Source organism: Streptomyces sp. NPDC001220 (genome assembly GCF_053597895.1).
In genome coordinates this window covers 215,903-237,611 of record NZ_JBSFJE010000003.1, presented here as the reverse complement: position 1 = coordinate 237,611, position 21,709 = coordinate 215,903, and the positions used below count along the sequence as shown (strand labels likewise).

Below are 21,709 nucleotides of genomic sequence, written 5' to 3'. Positions count from 1 at the left end.
CGGGCCTCAGAACTCCTTGGTCTGCGACTCCAGATACGTCTTCAGGAAGGTGAGCTTCGCGTCGCTGTCCGCCACCGCGACCGGGCCGAAGTCCGCGCCGAGTTCCATCGTCCGCGGGGTGTCGGTGGCGAGGGCCGGCCAGTCGGTCAGGGAGCCGCCGTTCGGGTCGCCGGTGGCGGCGAACCGGGCGACGCAGGAGGCGGTGGTGTCGGCGATGTCGTAGTCCTGGGAGGTCCAGGGGCGGTCGGTGCTGTAGAGGTAGCCGAGCAGGTAGTAGACGTCGGAGCCCTGGAAGGCGCCGGTCACGTCGGTGCCGACGGCCGGGTTGGTGGCGTCGTGGCCGGGCGGGACCCGGGTCCAGAAGTAGGTGTGGACGGGGCCGGTGTTGCCGGCGGTGTCCTTGAACTGGGTCGCCCACAGGAAGGCGGAGACACGTTCCTCGTCACGGGCGTAGGCGTTGTACTGCTGGGCCGCCGTCGAGTCGCTGTCCGCCGGGTACAGCTCCAGGAAGGTGTCGGCCAGCCCCAGCGGACCGAACTCTGACCGGGCGTGGTCCCGGAACGCGTCGAGCGTCGTCCGCAGGCCGGGCGACGCGCCGTTCGCGTCCTTGCAGACACCGGTGAGGACGGGCACGTCGGTCTCGGCGCGGGCCGCCAGCACGGCCGTGTAGGTGTCCGGCAGGACGTGTCCGTCGAGCACCTGGCCGAAGTCGGCGGAGGAGTCGGCCAGGGCCCCTGCCACGATGTCGTCGGGGCCCAGCGCGCGCAGTGCGGCGAGGCCGTCGGCGCCCAGCCGGGCGGCGAATTCGGTGCCGTCGGCCTCGGCGTCGGCGAGGGTCCGGTAGCGGCCGGTCTCCCGGGCGATCGCCGGGTCCTTCGTGTACCGGACGCCGGAGGAGAGCAGGGCACGGTGGTAGAGGCCCCTGGCGCGCCGGGACGCGAGCAGGGTGTTGACGACGGACGCGCCCTGCGCCCAGCCGGCCAGGGTCACCCGGTCCGGATCGCCGCCGAACGCGGCGATGTTCCGCTGGACCCACTCCAGGGCGGCGACGACGTCCAGGATCCCCCAGTTGCCCGAGCCGCCGTACGTGGACTCGGCGGTCAGTTCGGGGTGGGCGAGACCGCCGAGCGGGCCGACGCGGTAGTCGGGGGTCACGACGACCACGCCCTTGGACGCGAGCAGGGAGCCGTCGTAGATCTCCTGGCCCGACCACAGGGCCTGCTCGCCGCCGTAGAGCCAGACGAGGACGGGGCGACTGCCGCCCGAACCGGTCGCCGCCGTCCAGATGTTGAGGTTGAGGCAGTCCTCGCCGAGTTCGGGCACCTGGCCGGCCGGGATGCCCGTGACGGGCTGCGGGCAGGCCGGCCCCCAGCTGTCGGCGGTGCGCACGCCGTCCCAGGAGGGGGCCGGCTGCGGCGGGCGCCAGCGGTTGGCGCCCGCGGTGGAGGCGGCGTACGGCAGGCCCTTGTAGACGGTGACGCCCCGCAGGCCGCCCTGGACTCCGGTGGTCCGGCCGGACTCGGTGGTGACCGGGTCGGCGTCGGCCGCGCTCCGGGCCGCCTCGGCCGGCGTGGGCAGCGTGCCGAGCAGCCCGGCCGCGGCGGCTGCGCCGAGAAAGCCGCGCCGGTTCAGCGCGGTCGGAGGCATGTCTCTGTCGTTCACCGGGCTCCCTTTCGGGTCGTGGGGGGGGCGAGCCGACGAGAAGCCTGGCGTCGGGCCGAGCGCCGCGGCAAGCGCAACCGGGCTACTCACAGCAGGTCAACAGGGTCTGACAGCAAGGGAGTTGATCGAGCTGTTCAATTGTCTTTGGGTCAAAGTTAAGTCGTAAGGGTGGTCTCGACCATTGGCTGACTGTCAGACTCCGCTTCGCCTTTCAGAGACAGGGAGTCGACATGCCCGACCTGCAGTCCCCCACCCGCAGACGGCCGCTGCGCAAGGCCCTGGCCGCCGCCCTCGGAGCCCTCGCCCTGGTCGTCGCCGTGCCCGCCACCGCGCACGCCGACGTCCTGACCCTGCTGCCGCAGAACGCCGACGGGCTGGAACAGACCTTCTCCCCGGCCTACGACTACGACGGCGACGGCTGCTACACCACCGCCGCGATCGGCGCGGACGGCACCCTCAACCCCGGTCTGGGGCTGGGCGGTGACGTCAACGGCCACTGCCACGACTACGCGCAGCTGGCCAACGCCAACACCTACTCGCGCGAGAAGTGCAACAACGGCTGGTGCGCGGTGATGTACGCCAGCTACTTCGAGAAGGACCAGGCGACGTACGGGCCCGCGGCCATCGGGCACCGGCACGACTGGGAACACGTCATCGTGTGGATCCAGAACAACCAGGTGCAGTACGTCTCGGTGTCGCAGCACAGCAGCTACCAGGTGGCGGCAGCCTCGGCGATCCGGTTCGACGGCACCCACCCGAAGATCGTGTACCACAAGGACGGCCTGTCCACCCACGACTTCCGCTTCGCCAACTCCAACGACGACCCGCCGGAGAACGTGACCGGTGGCTGGTTCTTCCCGCGTCTGGTGGGCTGGGACGGCTACCCGGCGGGCTACCGCGACAAGTTGATGAACGCGGACTTCGGCGACGCCACCATCAAGATCAAGGACGGCTCGTTCAACGCCAACCTGTCCTACTCCATGCCGTCCGGGATCTCCTTCGACCCGAACGCGTGAGTCACCCGCGGCCCTCGACGAGCCGGGCCAGGTTGTCGAGGGCCATCCGGGTGCCCAGTTCGTTGTCCTCGGGGCGGACGCCCTCGGGGACGCCCTCGTGCAGGACCTCGATGTCCGTGCCGCCGCCGGCCGCGGTGAGGGACGTCGTCATCGTCATGGTGCCGCGCACGGCGTCGTCGGCGGTCTCGAAGTCGATGACCTCGACGACGAGGCGGTCCGGGACCAGCCGGGCGAAGCGCCCCCGGTAGGTGTCGGTGTGCCCGCCGGACTTCCCGGCGCGCCCGGGGTCGTCGTAGTCGAGGGACACCCGGAACTCGCCGCCCTCCCGGGCGTCGAAGGCGTGCACCCGGGCGGTCATGCCGTCCGGCGTCCGCCAGGCGGCGACCGCCTCCGGGTCGAGCAGCGCCCGGTAGACGGCGGCCGGGGGCGCCTGTACCCGCCGGGTGACGCGCGTGCTGGTCATGACCTCACGGTACCCGTGGGACGACCGTGCCGGGGCCGGGAAGGTGAGCCGGGCCCCGGCACGGGGCTCTGGGTCACGGCTTGCGGGCGACCGCTCCGTACATCGCGATGTCCTCGTCGCGGATGCCTTCCTCGCCGTGGCCGTCCGGGAGCCACTTGTGCACCTGGACGATGCCCGGCTCGACCAGCTCCAGGCCCTCGAAGAACTTGTGGGCCTCGTCGATGGTGCGCAGCCGCATCGGCATGTTGCGGGCCGCGTACTCACGGGCGACCCGGCCCACCTCGTCGGGCGCGAACTCGGCGGTGCCGATGGACATCGCCAGGTAGCTGCCGGAGGGCAGCGGCTCCAGCAGCCGTCGTACGACACCGACCGCGTCGTCCGCGTCGAGCATGAAGTGCACGATGGCGATCACCGTGAGCGCCACCGGCTCGTCGAGGTCGAGGGTGTCGCGCAGCTCGGGGGCGTCCAGGATGGCCGCCGGGTCGCGGAAGTCGGCCTCGATGTACGCCGTCCTGCCCTCGGGCGCGCTGGAGAGCAGGCCCTGGGACAGGGTGAGGACGATCGGGTCGTTGTCCACGTAGACGACCCGGGAGTCGGGGGAGACCGCCTGGGCGATCTCGTGGAGGTTCGGGGAGGTGGGTATGCCGGTGCCCACGTCCAGGAACTGGCGCACCCCCGCCTCCTCGGCGAGCCAGCGCACGGCACGGTTCATCCAGTCGCGGTTGGCGCGCATGTGGACCGGGAGCGCGGGCCACTCCCGGGACATGGCGTCGCCCGCCTCCTGGTCGGCGGGGTAGTAGTCCTTGCCGCCCAGGATGTAGTCGTAGATCCGGGCGGAGTGCGCGTTCTCGGTGTCGATGCGGTCGGCCGGCCATCCGTTGTCGGGCAACGCCGTGTCTCCCATTCGGGTGAAGTGAGGGGGGTGCGGGGGGGGGGTGGTTGCGTCAGATGTGGGGGGTTGGGTGAACGATCAGCTATAGCAAGGAAGTTCCGGCAACACGGCTCACATGAGGAAGTCGGCGTCACCCGCCTTCACACCGGACAGGAAACTGGTCATCTCGCGGGGCGTGAAGACCAGCGCCGGGCCGTCCGGGTCGGTCGACTGGCGTACCGCTACCCGCCCGTCGGCGAGCTTCTTCACTTCCACGCAGGCGCCGCCGGCGTCGTCGCTCCACGGCTTGGACCAGCCGCGCGCGCCCAGTTGCCGGGACGGAATGCCGTTGTGTACGGGGTGGTGCACGTCAGAGCTCCTCGCGAATCGCACCGAGGATGACCTCGGTCTTCCTGGCGGGCGCCGCCTGGGCGCCCAACCGGTCCAGGGCCTCGCGGTAGACCACGACATCCTCGCTCTTGTCCAGGTAGACGGCGCCCACCAGGCCGTTGAGATAGACGATGTCGGGCAGTTCGGGGGCCCGGAACCGGAAGAGGTGGTACGCACCGGCGCGCATCGCCGGGTGCGGGCCGTTGGCGAACGGCATGATCTGCAGAGTGACGTTGGGCAGCCGGTTGATCTCGATGAGATGGTCGATCTGGGCGCGCATGACCCCGGCACCGCCGACCGGCCAGCGCAGCACCGTCTCGTCCATCACGACCCACAGCCTGGGCGGTGCCTCGCGGTTGAGCAGTTCCTGACGGCGCATCCGCAGCGCCACCCGGCGCTGGGTGGCCTCGGTCGGCGCGTGCGGGTTGCCGGCGCCGAGCAGGGCGGCGGCGTACTCCCGGGTCTGCAACAGGCCGTGCACGAACTGGTTCTCGTAGGCGCGGATCTGCAACGCGGCCTGTTCCAGGCTCAGATACGCGGCGAACCAGTCCGGCATCACATCGCGGTAGGTGTGCCACCAGCCGCGTTTGTTGGCCTCGCGCACCGACTGCAGGAAGGTGTCGACCTCCTGGCGGTCCGTCACGCCGTAGATCTGCAGCAGCTTCTCGGCGTCGGCCAGCCGGAGCCGGGCCACCTTGGCGGCCTCCATCCGGCGGATGGTGGAGTGGCTGACGCCGATCGCGATGCCGGCCTGCTCGTAGGTTAGGCCCGCCCGGGTCCGCATCTCCTCCAGTTGCCGGCCGAGGATCATGCGCAGGACGGAAGGGGCACCGCCCCAGTCGGTCTCCGAGGTCACGCCCTACCCCCTCGCACAGGTTTCAGGGTCACCGTCTCACGCGTTCCTGATCGGCTCGCGGACTCATTCGATCACTTCCTGTCGGGAGCAGCATGCACTTCACTTCTTGCAATTTTCAACTTGCCGGTTGCGAGGCGATGTTGGCAGATGCCAGAGTGGACCTACTGCTCCCGCTGACCAAGGAGCAGGCGAAGCAGTCCAGTTGGGGGAGACTGAGCTGCGATCCGGTGTCGGCCAGGCACGGGTCGTCGTCTGCCCCCGTGCGGCAGGGGCGGATGCGACCGCTCAGCCCCCCACGCTGCGAAGCCGGACGAAAGGCGCACGGCGATGGCCCCGCCCTCTCTCCCCCAGCCGCTCGACCGACTGCCCGATGACCGGATACCCGGCCTGCCCCGACCGGCGCTCGCGGCCGGCGCCGAGGGCCCGCACCGCCCGTCGGACGCGGCCGGCATCCCCCGACCACCCGGAGGCGAACGCCTCGGTCGACTCCCTGGGCCGCAAGGCCTCGACCGGTTCGCCTCCGGGGACCGGCCCGTCCCGCACAGCCTGGCGTTCGACCTGGCGCCGACACCCCGGGCGGTGGGCAACGCCCGCCGCAGCGTGGGCGAGCTGCTGGCCTCGTGGGGCGTGTGCGAGGAGGCCTGCGACAACGCGGTCCTGGTGACCTCCGAACTGGTCACCAACTCGATCGTCCACTCGGCCGGCCGGCGGATCATCTGCCGGGTGCACGCCGTCCCCGACCGGATCCGTATCGAGGTCGAGGACCAGAGCGGGAGCTTCACGCTCCCGGCGCCCCGGCAGGCCAGACCCGACGAGCAGAACGGGCGCGGACTGTTCCTGGTCGACGCGCTCAGCCTCGACTGGGGCGTCACGGTCGCGCCGGAGGGATCCTCCGCACGCGTCGTCTGGGCCGAGCTGTCGACGGCACCGGACTGACCTCCCCGCTTTCTCCCCCCATCTCAGGAAGCACGTCGTCTCATGAACCATCCCCCCACGCCCGACCTCGCCGCCGACCCGTCCTGGACCCGCACCCGTCCGAAGCCGGGCCCCGACCAACCCCACACCACTCCGGCGGGCTGACCCGCTCCCCGTCCCGCCCCGCGGCCCGGGCCTCCTGCGAGGCCCGGGCCGTCGTGTGTGCATGGCGGGCGCCCGGCACGGGATGCGGCCGTCGGGGTCGCGCCGCATGATCGGGGGAAGGGGCCCGCGGCGGAAGGCGGCACCTCGATGAAAGCGACGGTCGACGAGGCCATCGCCCGCGTGGCCAGGGCCGCCGAGTGGATCCTCGTGGACACGGTGCCGCTGGACTTCGTCTGCCATCGCCCCCAGGGCATGGACCGGGCCGACGGCAGCTTCTTCGTGAGCAGCTCGGAGATCCTGCGGCCGGCCGCGGCCACCGCGGGGCCGGAGGGGACGTCGTACACCCCGGGCACGGGCCGTGGGCACCTCTTCGAGATGAGCGGGCGGGGGCGGCTGCTGCGGCACTGGGAACTCGGCGAGGACACGTTCTACCACGCCGGCGGTCTCACCCACGACGGGCAGTTCGTGTGGGTCGCGGTGGCCGAGGACCGGCCCGACTCACGGTCCATCGTGTACCGGCTGGATCCGGCGACCGGCGAGGTGGAGGAGATGTTCCGGTACCCGGACCACCTCCGGGACATCGCCCGTGACCCCGAGACCGGGCTGCTGCACGCGGCGACCTGGGGCGGCCGGCGGGTCCTGGTGCTGTCCACGGACGGCGAACCCGTCGACGGGGCCCCCGTGCCGAGCCGTCACGTCGGCGTGCAGGACTGCGCGGCGGTCACCGCCCTCTCCCCCGCCGGGCGCGCGGTCACCGTCAGGGCCGTGGACTTCGAGATCGCCGGCACCGACCGGCTCCGGCTGTACGCGCTGCCCGACGACTCCTCGGCACCGGGCGAGACGTGCCTGCTGGTCCTGGAGGCGGCGCTGCGCGGCTGACGCCAGGCGGCCGGCCGGACGCCGGTCAGTTCGTCGCGTGGGACAGCAACGCCGTCGCCGCGGAGCGCAGTTGGGCCGCCGCGGCCGCGCAGGCCGTCGCCTGCCGCTCCAGGGCGGTCCCGCTCCACTCCGGTGCCTCGGCACAGCCGGCCAGGGTGACGGCGGCACCGCGCAGCCGTTGCGCGAAGCCGTCCATCCGGTCCGCGTCGACTCTCAGGTCGTCGACGTAGGCGAGGAGTTCGGGGGCGGCGGCGGTGGGGCGGGGTTCGGTCACCATGGTGGCGCACCTGTTCTCGGGCTCAGCGCGGCAGCGGCGCGCCGGCACTTCTGTGGGCGATGAACCGTGGGCTGGTCAGGACGAACCCGGGCCGGACGGTGTCGAGTTCGAGGATCTGGAGGTGGCGGGCCAGCGGCCCGTGCCCGCCGTCGAGCCGCAGCCGTACCCGGGGCCGGGTGTGGACACGCGGTCGCCCGTCGGCGCGGACCAGGGTGCGTACGGTGCTGTCGCCGCGGCGGCCGTAGAACACCCAGTCCGCCTCCGGACAGCGCACACCGGGGCCGGGGCTGCCCTCGACGTCCAGGCCCAGCTCCGGTGCCTCGACCCGGAGTTCACGTCCTTGCAGGGTGACCTCGGCGGATCCTTGCACGGCCGGCTGGGCCCAGAGCTCCTCGGCCACCGCCCGCGCCTCCCGGGTGCCGACGGCCAGCGCCACGACGTACCGTCCGGTGCGGCGCAGGTCGACGCGGCGCAGCAGGTCCCTGGCGAGGTCGTACGCGTGCGGCCGCCACAGGTCGTCGACCAGGACGGACAGGCCGAGTTCGGTGTAGGGGCCGATGGTGGTGCAGCGGTGCTCGTACAGGGAGAGCACGGCCACGGCGCGGCGACCGAAGCGGGTGGGGACCATCCAGGTGACGTCCGGCAACAGGCTGCGGGCGACGTCCGCGTCGACCGGGTAGCAGAGGTGGGCGGCGGAGGAGTCGTAGTAGCGGACCGGCACCTCGACCGGGCCCACCGAGGTGGGGACGCTGGTGGTGGGGACGGTCAGCAGGGGGTAGCCCTGGGGAGGCTGTCCGCGGTCCCTGAGCCGGTAGACACGGGTGCGTTCCACGGGGCCCCGGTAGGGGGTGAGGGCCTCGTCGACGTCCTGGGTGACCTGCGGGATCACCGTCTCCAGGTGGTCGATGTAGACGCGGAGCAGGTGGCAGCGCGGGAACTCGTGGTCGGGGCCGGAGTAGTCGGCCCGGTACCGGTGGGGGCGCGGGCCGGGGGCGGCGCCCGTGCCGCGGCCGCCCAACGCCGTGACGATGTCGTGCCGGTTGGTGATGCCGGCGACCCAGGTGCGCGGGTCGGCGGGCTCCCGGTGGTCCGTCGGCGCGCCGACGGCGACCACGTGGGTGACCCGGTAGGCGCGGCAGAACTCCTCGTCCTGGGCGAGGTTCAGCAGAGCGATCGCGCCCTCGCCGTGTCCGACGAGGGCGAGGTCGGCGCCGCGCGGGACGCCGTGGTCCCGGATCGCCAGCAGGATGGAGCGGGTGTAGGGCGAGTCGGTCATGAACAGGTTGCGCCAGGCGTCGGCGAAGTCCTGCGGGGAGTCGTCGCGGGGGCGGCCGGGGGTCGTGCCGGGGGCCTGGACGACGTACCGGAGCACGCCGTCGGGGCCGCGTACCTCCTGGAGCAGGACGCGGCCCTCGGCGTCGAGGACGTCCAGGTTGCGCAGGAAGGCGAGCAGGGAGCCCTCGCCGGCGAGGCCGCGGGCCTCCCGGGCGGACGGTTCGACGGCCTGGACGGCGCCCTCGCCCCGGTCCGGGGACGAGGGGTGGGCGGCGCTGATGCCGCGCGCCGGGTCGGCGGTCAGCTCACGGCCGGCGGCGAGCGCCCAGGCGGTCTCGTCGTTGACCGGGTCCTCGCCCAACAGGCCGCTGACGGCCAGGAGTTCGGCCAGGATCGGGGCCAGTGCGGACAGCGCGTGCCGGGCGTCATGGTCCTTGAAGAGGGCCCGCAGCGCGCGGACGGCCTCGAAGTCCCGGTCGGCGGTGACCGCGGCGGTCAGCCGGCGCATGCCCGGGTCGTGCCGGAACTCGGGGTGGTCGAGCAGGACGGCGGCGATCCTGAGCCGCAGCGAGGTGACCGCCACCAGCGCGGCCAGGGACTCCCGGCCGAGCGCCTCCCCCGCCGCGCCGAGGAGACGGCCCACGCCGTCCGGTGCCACGATCGCCGCGCCGCCGAGCCCCTGCCTGTTGGTGAGCGCCCGCAGCAGCGCCCAGCGGGCGGCGTAGCCGGTGCGGGGGCGGCGGCGCGCGGAACCCGTCAGCGCCGGGGCGAACAGGACGGAGCTGGTCCGTGCGCACACCTCGCGGATGCCCTCGGCGACGTCCACGACGTCACGGGCGCACTCCCGCAGCAGTTCCTCCGTGGGCGGCACCTCCGTGGGCGGCCCCGAGGCATGCCGGTGCGCTGCCATCCGGCGCTCCCTCGGATCGACGACATGGCCTGGTCCCATCGTGTGCCCTGGGCCCGGTGCGCGCACCTTCGTCCGTGTGGGTGACGGCGGGCGCCGCGGAGTCCGTCAGGCGTCGACGGCGACGGGTGACGGTGGGCGCCACGCGCAGCCCGTCAGGCGTCCTCGGCGTGGGGCGCGGCGCGCAGCCCGTCAGGCGTCCTCGGCAACGGGCGACGGTGGGCGCCACGCGCAGCCCGTCAGGCGTCCTCGGCGAGGCCGGCGGCGACGGTCGCGCCGAGTTCCCAGCACGCCTCGAGGTCGGCCTTGCCCGGCTCGCCGGTCACCGTCACCGGCTGGGCCGCCCGGCGCCAGCCGAGGCCGGTGGTGATGGAGTCGAGGGCGCGCAGGGCGCCGGTGACGTCGTTGCCGCCGTGCACGTAGGCGCCGAAGGGACGGCCCTGTGTCTCGTCCAGGCACGGGTAGTAGATCTGGTCGAAGAAGTGTTTGAGGGCGCCGGAGACATAACCGAGGTTGGCCGGGGTTCCGAGGAGGTAGCCGTCGGCCGCCAGCACGTCGGAGGCCGTGGCGGACAGGGCCGCCCGCCGCACGACCCGGACGCCCTCGATCTCCGGGGTCGTCGCCCCGGAGACCACGGCCTCGAACATGGCCTGGCAGTGCGGCGAGGGGGTGTGATGGACGATCAGCAAGGTGGGCACACCGGCACCCTGCCGTGCGCGGGCCGCCGACGGCAACCGGCGGGCCGCCGGTCAGGGCTGTGCGGGCATGGTCCAGCAGTTGGAGACGGCCGGCAGGCCGGACAGCCGGGCCGTGAGCCAGGCGACGGCGTCGCCCTGGTCGGTCAGCAGGGGGCCGAAGTGGTTCAGCAGGGCGCGGCCCACGTCCGGCAGCACGACCGGCACATAGGTGACGTCCGCGCCTTCGGCGCACCAGTCGACGGCGAGCCGCCGGGCCTGGGCGTGCGGGACGAGGTCGTCGCTGACGCCGGTCGCCAGCCGGACCGGGCTCGCCGGCGCCGTCCTGCCGATCCGCTGGTCGTCCAGGAAGGCCCGGAGGGCGGGCTCCTCGCCGATGATGTCGGAGACGGAGCTGCCGTCGGTGGTCCAGGCGGTGCTGTGCTGGGAGCCGTAGGCGAGGATCGCGTCACCGACACACATGGTCGACAGGTCGGTGAGGGCGGCCCGGCCCGCGGCGCCCAGGTGGGCGTCGACGATCGGCTTCAGCGCCGGGTCGGACTGGACGAAGCCGTTCACCGCCCAGCCGAGTGCGCCGGCCAGGTCCGTGCCGTCGATGGCCGCGGTGACGGCGGTGAGATCGGCGGGCGGCGCCCCGGCGTAGGTGCCGGAGAGGGTGACGTCCGGGGCGTAGTCGGGCTGGAGTTCGGCGGCCGCAGCCGTCGCGCCGCCGCCCTGGCTGTAGCCGAACAGGCCCACCCGCGAGGCGGCGGTGACCGTGGCGCCGGGGACGCGCCGGGCGGCGCGTACGGCGTCCAGGACCGCGTGGGCGCCGTCCAGCCGGTTGACGTAGGTGTGCAGCCGGTCGGTCGCGCCGAGCCCGACGTAGTCGGTGACGACGACCGCGACACCCTCGGCGAGCAGCCGGTAGATCGACAGGTCCTCGTAGCCGACGGACACCGTCCGGCCGTTGAGGAGCAGCGGGTGCTCCAGGCCCAGGGAGGCGGCGCACTGGTCGCCCTGGCCCATGGTGCCGGGCGCCAGGGCGACCAGCGGTCGGGCGCCGGGGCCGGTCCAGGGCAGCGTCGGCTCGATGTAGGCGCCGGTGACCGCGACGGGGCCGCCCGCCGAGTCGGTGGACCTGTACATCAGCCGGGTCGCCCGGCCCGGCAGCGGCCCGGGCAGGCTCGGCAGGCTCAGGGCCAGCGGGAGGGGTTCGGTGCGGATGAGGGCGCCGTCGGCGCCGGGGAGGCCGGCGGGCGGATCGTAGAAGGCGGGGATGGTGACACCCCGGGAGACCTCCGCTCGGGAGGCCGTGGCCTGCACGGTCTGGACACAGAGGCAGGCGGCAGCGGCGACGGCGGTGGCCAGTAGGCGGATGCGGACAGGCATGGGGTACCTCCTTGACGTGCGGGACGTGGGAGGTGGTGCGGGGAGCGAGGAGCGGCGTCCCCGGTGCGGCCCAGGGGACGGGTGCGGCTTCCCCGAAGGTAGCGAGCAGCGTGTTACCGGCGGTAGCGGGCGTAAGGTTACGGTTCAGTAATATGACAGTCCGTCAACCGCGGCTCACCGGACGGAAATCCGTCCAGCCGTGTCGGCGCCCTCGATTACAGTGACCCGCCGGAAGCCGAAGGGGAGGCAACGGGTGGGGACCCTGGCGAGAGGAGCCGTACCGCTCGCGCTGCTCGCGGGGCTGCTGACGGGGTGCGGGGTGTCGGCGCGCGCGACCGATGTCACGGTCTCGGGGCAGGCGTCCGGCGGGGCGGCCCGGAGCGGGGGCACGGTCGGCGCCGCCGGTTCGGCGTGTGCGCTGCCGGTCACGTTCGACATCGCGCGCGGCTGGCGGGCGGAGGCCGTCGACGGCCCGGCCTCGGACGGCACGGACGGCGACCTGGCTCGGAGCCTGCTGCGTCAGGGGCCGGTGACCCTGGCCTGCGAGATCGACGCCAAGCCCGCCGGGGCCATCGGCTTTCTGCGGGTGTCGACCGGTAAGCCCGGCAGCGGTGACGCCGGCGCGGTGCTACGGGCCTTCGTGGCCGCCGAGGACGGCACCGGCAAGGCCGGGTACCGGACCTTCACGTCCGGCGGGCTCACCGGCGTACGGGTCGACTACGTCCACACGAGCGAGCTGCTGGACGAGACCAAGAGGGAGTCCGCACTGGCCGTGGTCACGCCTCGCGGACCCGTCGTACTGCACCTGGGCGGGCTCGACAGCGCGGAGCACGACGAGATGCTCCCCGCGTTCGAGCTCGCCCTGCAGACGCTGCGCTCCGCCTGACCCCGGACACGGGGGTCAGGCGGAGCCGCGTCGACCTCGTCAGGCCGAGGCCGGGCAAAGTCGCGTCGGACGTGTCAGGACGACCTCCACCGGGTGCGCCACAGCAGCACGAACCCGGCGGCCAGCAGCACTCCGCCGAAGAGGGCCGGCCACAGGTGGGCGCCGGTCTCGGCGAGATCACCCTGGACGGCCTGCGGCTCGGTCTGGGGTGCGGTGGACGGCGCGCCCTGGCCCGCCGGAGCGGCGCCGGCCGTGGTCGCCGTGCCGGCCGGGGTCTCGGTCGCGGGCCGCTCGGTCGGCCGGCTGATGACACCGCCCCCCGTACCCGACGACTTCTTGGGCGAAGCGCTCGTGTAGACCTGCGGCAGACCGGTGTTGCCCGCGGCGGACTTCGTGGCGGACGGCTCGGCCGCGGGCTCGGAGGGCTGGGCGCTCTCGGTCTCGGCAGGCGGGTCGGCCTGGGTCGCCGTGTCGCTCGGCTCGGTGACCGGGCTCGCCGACTCGGACGGCGGGTTCTCCGGGCTCGCCGACTCCGACGGCGGGTTCTCCGGGCTCGCCGACTCCGACGGGTCGGGTTCGGCGCTCTGCGACGGCGGCTGCTCGTCGGCCCCGGCCCCGCAGGTGCGGCCGGAGTTGATGCAGCCGACCATCTTCCGCATCAGGCTCTCGTCGAAGACGTTGATGAAGTCGCCGTGGTCGGTCACCGGCTTGTGCAGCTGCTCGGGGAACGAGTCCACCGCGAACAGCGGGACCGTACGGCCGCCGTCCTGGAGGCTCGGCGCGTCGACGTCGTAGACGATGCGCTGCACCAGCTGCGGAATGGCCTGGAACCCGGCCGGGCAGCTGCCGTCGGCCGCGGCGAACGCCACATGGGTGCGGTGGTTGGCGCTGTCGATGTTCCGGCCGTCCCAGCAGCTCTGGAACCTGAACGTGCGCACGACGTCACTGCCCGAGGGGCAGAGCGGGTACTTGTCCTTGAGCTGCCGGTCCTCGAAACCGGTGCAGCTCCAGGAGGCGTTGGCGTTGGCCGGGCCGTTGACGAAGGCCTTGGCGTCGCCGGTGATGATGCGCAGCAGCCGGGGCATCTCGGTGACCTTGGAGGTCGGGTTGCCCTCGAAGGTGAGCGTGACCTCCTTCGCCGTCACGATCTGTCCGGCGTTGCCCTCGGTGCCGCCGCCCGGCTTGTCGGCGTCCCGCTCCTGCTTGCCGTTCTGCAGCCGCAGCACGGGCCAGTAGTACGTGGACTTGTCGCCCTGGTCCGCACAGCTCGTGTCGGCGTTCGCGAGGTCGTCGTCGCTGGCGAAGGCGTTGTTGGACTGGTTGCCGATGTAGTCGTGGAAGTGGTGGGCGCCGTTGGAGACGCCGGGCGCCACGATCACGTTGTCCGAGTTGAACAGGCCGTTCGCGTTGACGCCGCAGCTGGACGCGAAGGTGCCGGTGGAGCCACCGGGCTGCTCGGCCGGGGTCGCGACATTGGGCTGGACGGTGGTGATGTCGGCGTAGTCGGCGGCGACGGGGCCGTTGCCGCCCTGACCGCCGATGCCGGCACTGGCACTGGCACTGGCACTGGCACTCTGGCTCGGTGTGGCGCCGTCCTGCGGCGACGCCGACTGCCCGCCGCCCTGGTCCGAGGAGTGCAGGGTGCAGGCGGCGAGGTCGTCGAGGCCCTGCGGACGGTCGCCCTCGCGGTCGATGGCGTCGGCGATGCGCTGCAGGGACTCGGACCGCTTCTCCTTCAGCGGATCCAGGATCGTCTGGTCGGCGAGGCCGGGGTTCTGCTGGATCGCCGCGGCCGACTCCTTGAGCTGCTGGTAGGCGGCCGCGATCTGCTGGTCCAGCTGCGCGAGTTCACCGTCGACGTCATCCCGGGCCGCGTCGGGCACGTCCGTCAGCCGGCTGCCGACGTCGGGGCAGTAGACGGTGGGCGCGGACAGCACCTGAGCGGTGGCGGCCTGCCCGGACTGGTCCGATTCGGTGGCCGAGGCGTAGACGTTCACCGCGACCAGTGTTCCGCCGCCGAGCATCAGGGCGACCGCTGCGAAGGTCGCGCGTTGTGCGCCGGTCGGGCGTCTGCGCCTGTTGGGTCTCAAGGTCGTTCCCCTGCATGTCGTGGGCGGCCGGGCATGGAATTCCCCCGCCCTATACGCGGCGCGGCGCCACCGCGTTCAACGGCCCCACGAATTCACGGTGACCTCACAGGAAGCGGTCGCTCAAGCCGCCGCCGGCAGCGCTCCGACGGGCGTACGACGGCGCTCGCCACGTGGGCGAAACGCCCTCCCGCGACGGCCGGTTCTCGAACGCTACGACGAACATCACAATTACGTATCGGACATTAGGCACTTCAACCTTCACACGAGTGACACAAGTTGGCTAAGTTGACGGGCAAGCCGCTCGGCTCCCCCCGGCGAATCCCGTCGGGCCGCGCGGCCTCCGCCGAATCCGGTGCCCAACGGGGCGATCCGGAGCCGGGGACCCATCCGAACCACTGGGGTGAATCGGCCAACTGCCCTTAGGGGCAGGGACCGTAGGGCATGCCTTCCGGATCGACCCGCCCGAACCCGACAGCTAACTCGGTAGGCGGAGCACGGAAGGAGCACGACCCCCATGGCGCCCGAGAGCCGTGACGAGGTTCGACAGCGGATCGACAGCCTCTACGACCAGGCCGAGAACGCCACCGGGAACTACAACGCCACACGTGCGATGAACGGGGGCTCGCGGTCCCGCGGTGTCCCGCTGTTCAAGCGGCCCCGGCGCGACGACCCGGGGCTGGACAGCATCGCCAAGGAGTGGTTCGACAGCGCGCGCTCGCGGCTGGGGCCGAGTGTCCCCGCGGCGCTGCCCGCCGACCGGCAGCCCGCCCGCCCCGGCCCGCGACGGCCCGTCAGCGCGATGGCAGCCGACCTGCTCGGCCAGTTGGAGGGCTCCGGCCCGTCCCGGCCGGAGCTGACCGCGGGGCCGTCCGCGAACAGCGACATCGAGGTCGTCCGCGAACTGACGGAGCGCCCGAAGCTGGAACTGACGGCCGGGTCCCCGGCGGCGCTGCCCCCGGGACCGTCGAGCGCGGCCAAGGCGCTGCCCGCCGCGGCGCCGCGGCGGGCCACACCGGGCGCGTCCAAGACCAAGAGCCAGCTGAAGATCGCCAAGGCGCGCGAGGTGCTGTCGCGGCGCACCGGACAGCGTGCGATCGCGGCGCTCGAACCGGCCGCGCCCGCCCCGGCTCCCCAGGCGGCCCCGGCCGCCCGGACCCCTTGGCCCACGCCCGAGGCCCAGGTCCCGGCCCAGCAGTGGCCGGCCCCCGCCGGTATGCCCGGCCAGTACGGCGACACCGGCTCCTTCCCGACCGACGCCCTGACCGGTACCGGCGCCTTCCCGGCGGTGACCGTGACGGAGACCGGTGCCATCCCGGTGGTGCCGGCGACGGACACCGGCTCCTTCCGGGTCATGTCCCCGGGCGCCGCCCAGCCCATGTCCCCGGCGGACACGGGCGGCTTCCGCGTCATGACGCCGGGCGCCACGGGCGGCTTCCCGGCCGTGCCGCCCATGGACACGGCTGCGATGCCCGCCACCGGCCCGGCCGACACCGGCTCCTTCCGCGTCATGACGCCAGGCGCCACGGGCGGCTTCCCGGCCGTGCCGCCCATGGACACGGCTGCGATGCCCGCCGCCAGCCCGGCCGACACCGGCTCCTTCCGGGTGATGACGCCCGGCGCCACGGGCACGTTCCCGATGCCGGCCGACACGAACGCGTTCCCGACCGCGGCCCCGACGGACACGGGCGCGTTCCCGACCGCCGCTCCCACGAACACGGGGGCCTTCCCCACCGCCGCCGCCACGAACATGGGCGCCTTCCCGAACATGGGCGCCTTCTCCACCGCCGTCCCTGCGGACGCGGGCGCCTTCCCCACCGCCGCTCCCGCCATGCCGGCCGCGCCGGTCCCGGGCACGATGGCCACCGGTTCCTTCCCGGGCATGGCGCCGGACACGGCCGCCGCCTACCTCGGCGTGCCCCCCACCGCCGCGGAGACCGCCTACCCCACCGCCGGGTACGCCGTGCCGACCGCCGCGATGCCGTCGGCCGAATACGGCACCGGCGCCTTCCTCGCGGCGCCCGCCCCCGGCATGGGCGGCTACGCCGCCGGTATGCAGCCCGCGGCCGCCGCCTACGCCACCGCACCGGGCACGACTGCGCTCGACGGGCCGATGCCCACGGCGGTGATACCGACGGCGGTGACCGACCCGCCGTGGGCGATGATGGCCTCCCCCGCCGCGATGACCGCGCCTCCCCTGGCGATGGCCACCGCCGCCCCGGCGGCCCCGGCCTCGCTCCCCACCGCGCCCGTCCCGACGGCGCCCCCGGTGGTCACCGCCCCCGTCCCGACCGCACCCCCCGTGCTCACCGCCCCGCTCCCCACCACACCCGTCCCGAGCGCGCCCCCGGCCGCCTACCCCGCCGCGGCCGTCACCGACACCGGCTCCTTCCTCGTGCCCGGTGCCGCGACCGAGCCCGGCAAGGCCATGAAGGCGCTGGCGTTCGCCCGGGCACAGATCGGGCGGCCCTGCGTCTGGGGCGCGACCGGGCCGGAGTCGTACGACTGCTCCAGCCTCACCCAGGCCGCCTGGCGGGCCGCGGGAGTGTCGCTGCCGCGCAGCGCGCCGGACCAGGCCTTCGCCGGCACCCCGCTGACGCTGGCCGCCATCGAGCCCGGTGACCTGGTCTTCTTCTTCGACAACGACAGTCACGTCGGGGTCTACGCGGGCAACGGCATGATGATCCACGCGCCGAGCCCGGGGGCGGCCATCCGCGAGGAGTCGATCTACACCGCCGGGGAGTCGGCGATCCACCGGGTGGTCCGCCCGGCCTGAGCCCGGGCGGTCGGGTGCGTCGGGGTCAGACCCTCCGCCGCCGCGTGCGCCAGCTCTCGTGGTGGTCCAGGAGGGTCTCCTCGACGGGCCGGTAGGTGAGGCCCAGTTCCTGGACGCCCCGGCTGTTGTCGACGCGGAAGCGGATGCCGAGGTGGTTGCGTATGTAGTCCTGGGTGAGGCCGAAGGAGGGGCCGAGGATCCGTACCGGCCAGTGCGGGAGCGCGGTGCGCGGAAGGCGCGGATCCCAGGGACGGCGGGTGCGGATGATCCGGGACATCTCGCGGAAGGACGTCATCGTCTCGTTGGCCACGATGTAACGGCCGCCCGCCGCCGGGTTCTCCGCCGCCGCGATGTGCGCGTCGGCCACGTCGCGGACGTCCGCGGTGGTGAAGCTGAAGTCCGGGGCGCCGTAGCAGAAGTAGCCCTTGAACAGCTCGTCCAGCAGGAACAGGCTGCCGGACTCGGAGGCGGGCGTGAGCGAAGGGCCCAGTATCAGGCCGGGGTTGACGGAGACCATGCGCCAGCGGTCCTGGGCGGCCTCGGCGTCCCAGGCGGCGCGCTCGGCGACCGTCTTGGCGTAGTGGTAGGGGTTGCCGGCCACCGTGCTGGTGGTGTTGAAGTACTTCTCCGTCAGGATCTCGCCCGCCATCTCGCGGACGTCGGAGTAGTCGCCGAAGATCGCTCCGACGGTGGAGGTGAGGACCAGGGTCGCCACGTCCGGGGCGCGGTCCACGCTCGCCAGCACGTTGCGGGTGCCGAGCAACGCCGGGTCCACCACGTCCCGTCGGCCGTCCCTGATCCGTTGCGGCATGAGGAACGGCGAGGCCACGTGGAAGACGGTCGCACAGCCGCGGAACGCCTCGTCGAAGGAGCCGTCCTTGAGCAGGTCCGCCTCGAACAGGGTGAGCCGGCCCGGGAAGGCCTCCTGGAACTCCCACAGGGGCCGGACCTTGGCCGCGTCGGAGACGCTGCGGACGGTCGCGTGCACCCGGTAGCCCCGCTGCAGCAGCCTGCGCACCAGATGGCTGCCGACGAATCCGCTGCCGCCGGTGACCGCGACGGTCGTCTCCCCGCGTGCGTCCACGCTCTCACCCCTCGCCCTCCGGCCACCGCGCCTCGGTGCGCCGCAGAGGACAGGTTGGTGCATGCCCGGGGCGGCCGCCAAGGACCGGGAGGGGAGCTGTACCGTCTCCTGGCCATAAGCGGGACCCGACAGAGGTCATAAGGTCGTCTTATGAGGTCATAGACCGGACCCGCGTACTAACTTAGGACTGCCTTAGCTTAGGCTTCCCGTTCGAGATCGATTGTCCTCACTCGAAGGGAACCTGATCATGCCGCGCCCCCTGCGGGTAGCCATCGTCGGAGCCGGCCCCGCCGGGATCTACGCCGCCGACGCCCTGCTCAAGTCCGGGGTGGCCGCCGAGCCCGGCGTGTCCATCGACCTCTTCGAGCGGATGCCCGCCCCGTTCGGCCTGATCCGTTACGGCGTCGCCCCCGACCACCCGCGCATCAAGGGCATCATCACGGCCCTGCACCAGGTGCTCGACAAGCCGCAGATCAGGCTCTTCGGCAACGTGGACTATCCGACCGACATCAGCCTCGACGACCTGCGCACCTTCTACGACGCGGTGATCTTCTCGACCGGCGCGACGGCCGACCGCGAGCTGCGCATACCCGGAATCGAGCTGGACGGCTCCTACGGCGCCGCCGACTTCGTCTCCTGGTACGACGGCCACCCGGACGTGCCGCGCACCTGGCCGCTGCAGGCCGAGAAGGTCGCCGTCCTCGGTGTCGGCAACGTGGCGCTGGACGTGGCCCGCATCCTCGCCAAGACCGCCGACGAGCTGCTGCCGACCGAGATCCCGCCGAACGTCCACGACGGCCTGAAGGCCAACAAGGCCCTCGAGGTGCACGTCTTCGGCCGCCGTGGGCCGGCGCAGGCGAAGTTCTCCCCGATGGAACTGCGGGAGCTGGACCACTCCCCCAACATCGAGGTCATCGTCGACCCCGAGGACATCGACTACGACGACGGCTCGATCGAGACCCGGCGCGGCAACAAGCAGGCCGACATGGTCGCCAAGACCCTGGAGAACTGGGCGATCCGCGATGTCGGCGACCGCCCGCACAAGCTCTTCCTGCACTTCTTCGAGTCGCCGACCGAGATCCTCGGCGAGGACGGCAAGGTCACCGGCCTGCGCACCGAGCGCACCGCCCTGGACGGCACCGGCAACGTCAAGGGCACCGGCGAGTTCAAGGACTGGGAGCTCGGCGCGGTCTACCGTGCGGTCGGCTACCTCTCCGACAAGCTGCCCAAGCTGCCCTGGGACATCGACTCGGGCACGGTCCCGGACGAGGGCGGCCGGGTCGTCGAGGAGAGCGGCAACCACCTCCGGTCGACGTACGTCACCGGCTGGATCCGCCGCGGCCCGGTCGGTCTGATCGGCCACACCAAGGGCGACGCCAACGAGACGGTCTCCAACCTGCTGGACGACTACGCGAACGACCGGCTGCACACTCCCGGGTCGCCCGCGCCGGAGGCCGTCGACGCCTTCCTCGCCGAGCGGAACGTCCGCTTCACCACCTGGGAGGGCTGGTACCGGCTGGACGCCGCCGAGCGGGCGCTGGGCGAGCCGCAGGGCCGCGAGCGCGTGAAGCTCGTCGAGCGCGAGGACATGCTCCGGGAGAGCGGCGCGTGACACGACGCTGAACCACTCGAAGGGCTAGCCTCGGAGGGCTCGACGAAGGGCTCGCAGGGGGGCCGACGGATCGCCGTCGGCCCCTCACGTGTTCGCCGTCGGCCGGGCGAACGGGGCCCGCCCCTATGCGGATGGACGAGCAGACCCCGTTCGCCGCACCATTGTCCGGAATCCGCCTGGTCGGGGACACGGGTGAACCGCCGTCGCACGACGCACACGGTGCACACCCCGGGTGCGGGGCGCATTCCCCGTGCGCGGGCGGCCCCCGCCCTGTGGAACACGCTCCCGAGCGGTGATACTGGAACGCACACCCCGCTCCCATCAGCAGATTGGCCCATGTCGAACTCCGCCACCGACCGTGCCGTCCTCCCGCCGACCGTCTGGACCGCCCGCGGTCGCCACACGGGCCCGGACTCCGAGGAGGTGATCCGCCGGATCCTGCGCCGCCGCAGGGAGACCGGCGCCCTCGACGACTTCGCCGAGCCCGCCGTGGCCGCCGAACCCGCCGTACCCGGTGAATCCGGCCCGCGGGTCTTCGAGGCGCGCTGGCGCGTCGACGACGGCACGGTGACGGTGCGCGCCCGGCTGACCCTCGTGGCACAGGCGGCCGGACGGGAGTGGCAGCTCGTCGCCGAGGCCGAGCGGCCCTGGGACGAGGCCTGGCCCTCGCCGGCGACGGTGTTCTGGCCCGACGGCGACGAGGCCGGGGACGGCGGCGAGGCCGCCTGGGACTACCACCCGGCCGTAGCGGGCCTGCGGCTGCGCACGGTCAACCCGCTGCCCGCCGACGACAAGGACATGCGGCGGGTGCTGCGCGAGGCCGCGAAGGACGCCTGGTGCGTCAACCTCGTGGTGCACGAGGCGATGACGCCCGACGCGCTCGGCCGGCAGCCGCTGGTCCGGCAGCTGCCGCCCGGCCTCGCCCACCGTGTCGTGGAGCACCGGGCCACGCCCCAGCAGTTCCGTGCCGTCAACTGGGCGGTGCGCGACCTCGGCGTCGAGGTGCCGCGCGGCGGCGCCGTCCTGCTGCCCCCGGACCCGGCACCGGCCGGCTACGACGCGCGGGAGTACGCGGTGCGCAGCGTCTTCCTGGACGGCTCGGAGTCCACCGAACTGATCGCCGTGCTGCGCCGGTTCGCCGCGCTGCCCAAGCCCGCGCCGCAGGGCGCCGAGGAGGCGCTGGCCGATCTGCGCGACAACTGGACCCTGATGACGCTGGAGGAGGAGCTCGCCCGCGAACGCGAGCGGGTCGCGCAGTACGCCGAGGCCCTGGAGGCCATGACCAGGTCCCGCGACCTGTACCGGGAGGCCGCCGAGCGGGCCGACGAGGCGCTCGCCGCCCTCCGCGACACTCCCACCCCCGCCGTACCGGCCTCCCAACCCGGCTCCCCTTTCCAGCAGTTGACCCGGGTCTTCAAGGGTCTGCGGCCGCCGAAGGAGAATGCCGGGCCGACGGCGATGCCCGAGGACGAAACCGGGAAGACGGACCAGTGAGAAGCCCCGGGCCGGACCGGGGCAGGAC

Annotated in this window: 17 protein-coding genes, 1 pseudogene and 1 riboswitch; of the genes and pseudogenes, 7 read left to right on the top strand and 11 right to left on the bottom strand. The window is 73.1% G+C overall.

What is annotated here, in order from left to right; all coding sequences use genetic code 11:
- Positions 1-6: 6 nt before the first annotated feature.
- On the bottom strand, positions 7-1,662 hold the full coding sequence (locus ACWDGI_RS09040) for a carboxylesterase/lipase family protein (protein WP_450756893.1): 1,656 nt from the start codon (positions 1,660-1,662) through the stop codon (positions 7-9).
- Between the two features lie 230 nt (positions 1,663-1,892).
- On the opposite strand from ACWDGI_RS09040, the gene ACWDGI_RS09035 reads away from it, so the two are divergent.
- Positions 1,893-2,678, top strand: coding sequence for an NPP1 family protein (locus tag ACWDGI_RS09035; RefSeq protein ID WP_450756891.1), 786 nt, complete (start codon positions 1,893-1,895; stop codon positions 2,676-2,678).
- Position 2,679: 1 nt separating this feature from the next.
- On the opposite strand, the gene ACWDGI_RS09030 is transcribed toward ACWDGI_RS09035, so the two are convergent.
- The 4 genes from ACWDGI_RS09030 to ACWDGI_RS09015 form a co-directional block, all read right to left on the bottom strand.
- Positions 2,680-3,141 carry an SRPBCC family protein gene (locus ACWDGI_RS09030; protein ID WP_450756889.1) on the bottom strand — a complete coding sequence of 154 codons (462 nt, stop codon included), beginning with the start codon at positions 3,139-3,141 and terminating at the stop codon, positions 2,680-2,682.
- 73 nt (positions 3,142-3,214) lie between these two features.
- The gene (locus tag ACWDGI_RS09025) at positions 3,215-4,030 is read right to left on the bottom strand and encodes an SAM-dependent methyltransferase (protein ID WP_360478571.1); all 816 of its coding nucleotides are present in this window, start codon (positions 4,028-4,030) and stop codon (positions 3,215-3,217) included.
- Positions 4,031-4,144: 114 nt separating this feature from the next.
- Positions 4,145-4,381, bottom strand: coding sequence for a DUF397 domain-containing protein (locus ACWDGI_RS09020; protein WP_406431475.1), 237 nt, complete (start codon positions 4,379-4,381; stop codon positions 4,145-4,147).
- A 1-nt stretch (position 4,382) separates the two neighbouring features.
- Positions 4,383-5,258: a helix-turn-helix domain-containing protein gene (locus tag ACWDGI_RS09015; RefSeq protein WP_450756886.1), complete on the bottom strand. Its 876-nt coding sequence runs from the start codon at positions 5,256-5,258 to the stop codon at positions 4,383-4,385.
- A 327-nt stretch (positions 5,259-5,585) separates the two neighbouring features.
- Here ACWDGI_RS09015 and ACWDGI_RS09010 point away from each other — a divergent pair, with 327 nt between their 5' ends.
- On the top strand, positions 5,586-6,194 hold the full coding sequence (locus ACWDGI_RS09010; RefSeq protein ID WP_450756884.1) for an ATP-binding protein: 609 nt from the start codon (positions 5,586-5,588) through the stop codon (positions 6,192-6,194).
- Positions 6,195-6,485: 291 nt separating this feature from the next.
- Complete coding sequence (locus ACWDGI_RS09005; RefSeq protein WP_450756882.1) at positions 6,486-7,217, top strand: DUF6454 family protein; 732 nt, start codon at positions 6,486-6,488, stop codon at positions 7,215-7,217.
- A 25-nt stretch (positions 7,218-7,242) separates the two neighbouring features.
- Here the strand turns inward: ACWDGI_RS09005 and ACWDGI_RS09000 are convergent, their stop codons facing one another.
- The 4 genes from ACWDGI_RS09000 to ACWDGI_RS08985 all read right to left on the bottom strand — a co-directional run bounded on the left by ACWDGI_RS09000 (position 7,243) and on the right by ACWDGI_RS08985 (position 11,742).
- Entirely contained in the window at positions 7,243-7,494 is a 252-nt protein-coding gene (locus ACWDGI_RS09000) for a hypothetical protein (protein WP_450756880.1), read from the bottom strand.
- A gap of 22 nt (positions 7,495-7,516) precedes the next feature.
- The gene (locus ACWDGI_RS08995) at positions 7,517-9,679 is read right to left on the bottom strand and encodes a hypothetical protein (protein WP_450756878.1); all 2,163 of its coding nucleotides are present in this window, start codon (positions 9,677-9,679) and stop codon (positions 7,517-7,519) included.
- A gap of 236 nt (positions 9,680-9,915) precedes the next feature.
- Positions 9,916-10,374 (bottom strand): flavodoxin family protein, encoded by a 459-nt coding sequence (locus tag ACWDGI_RS08990; protein WP_450756876.1) that lies wholly within the window; start codon positions 10,372-10,374, stop codon positions 9,916-9,918.
- A 51-nt stretch (positions 10,375-10,425) separates the two neighbouring features.
- Positions 10,426-11,742, bottom strand: a complete 1,317-nt coding sequence (locus ACWDGI_RS08985) for a lipase family protein (protein WP_450756874.1) — start codon at positions 11,740-11,742, stop codon at positions 10,426-10,428.
- Between the two features lie 253 nt (positions 11,743-11,995).
- Between ACWDGI_RS08985 and ACWDGI_RS08980 the strand changes: the two genes are divergently transcribed.
- The gene (locus ACWDGI_RS08980) at positions 11,996-12,628 is read left to right on the top strand and encodes a lipoprotein (RefSeq protein ID WP_450756872.1); all 633 of its coding nucleotides are present in this window, start codon (positions 11,996-11,998) and stop codon (positions 12,626-12,628) included.
- Positions 12,629-12,702: 74 nt separating this feature from the next.
- Here ACWDGI_RS08980 and ACWDGI_RS08975 read toward each other — a convergent pair whose 3' ends face one another.
- On the bottom strand, positions 12,703-14,652 hold the full coding sequence (locus ACWDGI_RS08975) for a DUF1996 domain-containing protein (RefSeq protein WP_450757459.1): 1,950 nt from the start codon (positions 14,650-14,652) through the stop codon (positions 12,703-12,705).
- Positions 14,653-15,049: 397 nt separating this feature from the next.
- Positions 15,050-15,224, top strand: a riboswitch (cyclic di-AMP (ydaO/yuaA leader).
- A 1,913-nt stretch (positions 15,225-17,137) separates the two neighbouring features.
- Here ACWDGI_RS08975 and ACWDGI_RS08970 point away from each other — a divergent pair.
- Positions 17,138-17,491, top strand: a pseudogene (locus tag ACWDGI_RS08970) (C40 family peptidase); the annotation flags it as partial.
- Between the two features lie 25 nt (positions 17,492-17,516).
- On the opposite strand, the gene ACWDGI_RS08965 reads toward ACWDGI_RS08970, so the two are convergent.
- Positions 17,517-18,575, bottom strand: a complete 1,059-nt coding sequence (locus tag ACWDGI_RS08965; RefSeq protein ID WP_450756870.1) for an NAD-dependent epimerase/dehydratase family protein — start codon at positions 18,573-18,575, stop codon at positions 17,517-17,519.
- Between the two features lie 247 nt (positions 18,576-18,822).
- Here ACWDGI_RS08965 and ACWDGI_RS08960 point away from each other — a divergent pair, with 247 nt between their 5' ends.
- Positions 18,823-20,187 carry an FAD-dependent oxidoreductase gene (locus ACWDGI_RS08960; RefSeq protein WP_450756868.1) on the top strand — a complete coding sequence of 455 codons (1,365 nt, stop codon included), beginning with the start codon at positions 18,823-18,825 and terminating at the stop codon, positions 20,185-20,187.
- Positions 20,188-20,523: 336 nt separating this feature from the next.
- Positions 20,524-21,681, top strand: coding sequence for a hypothetical protein (locus ACWDGI_RS08955; protein WP_450756866.1), 1,158 nt, complete (start codon positions 20,524-20,526; stop codon positions 21,679-21,681).
- The last annotated feature ends 28 nt before the right edge of the window (positions 21,682-21,709 follow it).

What these genes read in the sequence shown, in the direction of transcription:
- ACWDGI_RS09035 (WP_450756891.1), top strand. Translation starts at nt 1,893, where the DNA reads ATGCCCGACCTGCAGTCCCCCACCCGCAGACGGCCGCTGCGCAAGGCC.
- ACWDGI_RS09030 (WP_450756889.1), bottom strand. Translation starts at nt 3,141, where the DNA reads ATGACCAGCACGCGCGTCACCCGGCGGGTACAGGCGCCCCCGGCCGCC.
- ACWDGI_RS09010 (WP_450756884.1), top strand. Translation starts at nt 5,586, where the DNA reads ATGGCCCCGCCCTCTCTCCCCCAGCCGCTCGACCGACTGCCCGATGAC.
- ACWDGI_RS09005 (WP_450756882.1), top strand. Translation starts at nt 6,486, where the DNA reads ATGAAAGCGACGGTCGACGAGGCCATCGCCCGCGTGGCCAGGGCCGCC.
- ACWDGI_RS09000 (WP_450756880.1), bottom strand. Translation starts at nt 7,494, where the DNA reads ATGGTGACCGAACCCCGCCCCACCGCCGCCGCCCCCGAACTCCTCGCC.
- ACWDGI_RS08995 (WP_450756878.1), bottom strand. Translation starts at nt 9,679, where the DNA reads ATGGCAGCGCACCGGCATGCCTCGGGGCCGCCCACGGAGGTGCCGCCC.
- ACWDGI_RS08985 (WP_450756874.1), bottom strand. Translation starts at nt 11,742, where the DNA reads ATGCCTGTCCGCATCCGCCTACTGGCCACCGCCGTCGCCGCTGCCGCC.
- ACWDGI_RS08975 (WP_450757459.1), bottom strand. Translation starts at nt 14,652, where the DNA reads ATGCTCGGCGGCGGAACACTGGTCGCGGTGAACGTCTACGCCTCGGCC.
- ACWDGI_RS08960 (WP_450756868.1), top strand. Translation starts at nt 18,823, where the DNA reads ATGCCGCGCCCCCTGCGGGTAGCCATCGTCGGAGCCGGCCCCGCCGGG.
- ACWDGI_RS08955 (WP_450756866.1), top strand. Translation starts at nt 20,524, where the DNA reads ATGTCGAACTCCGCCACCGACCGTGCCGTCCTCCCGCCGACCGTCTGG.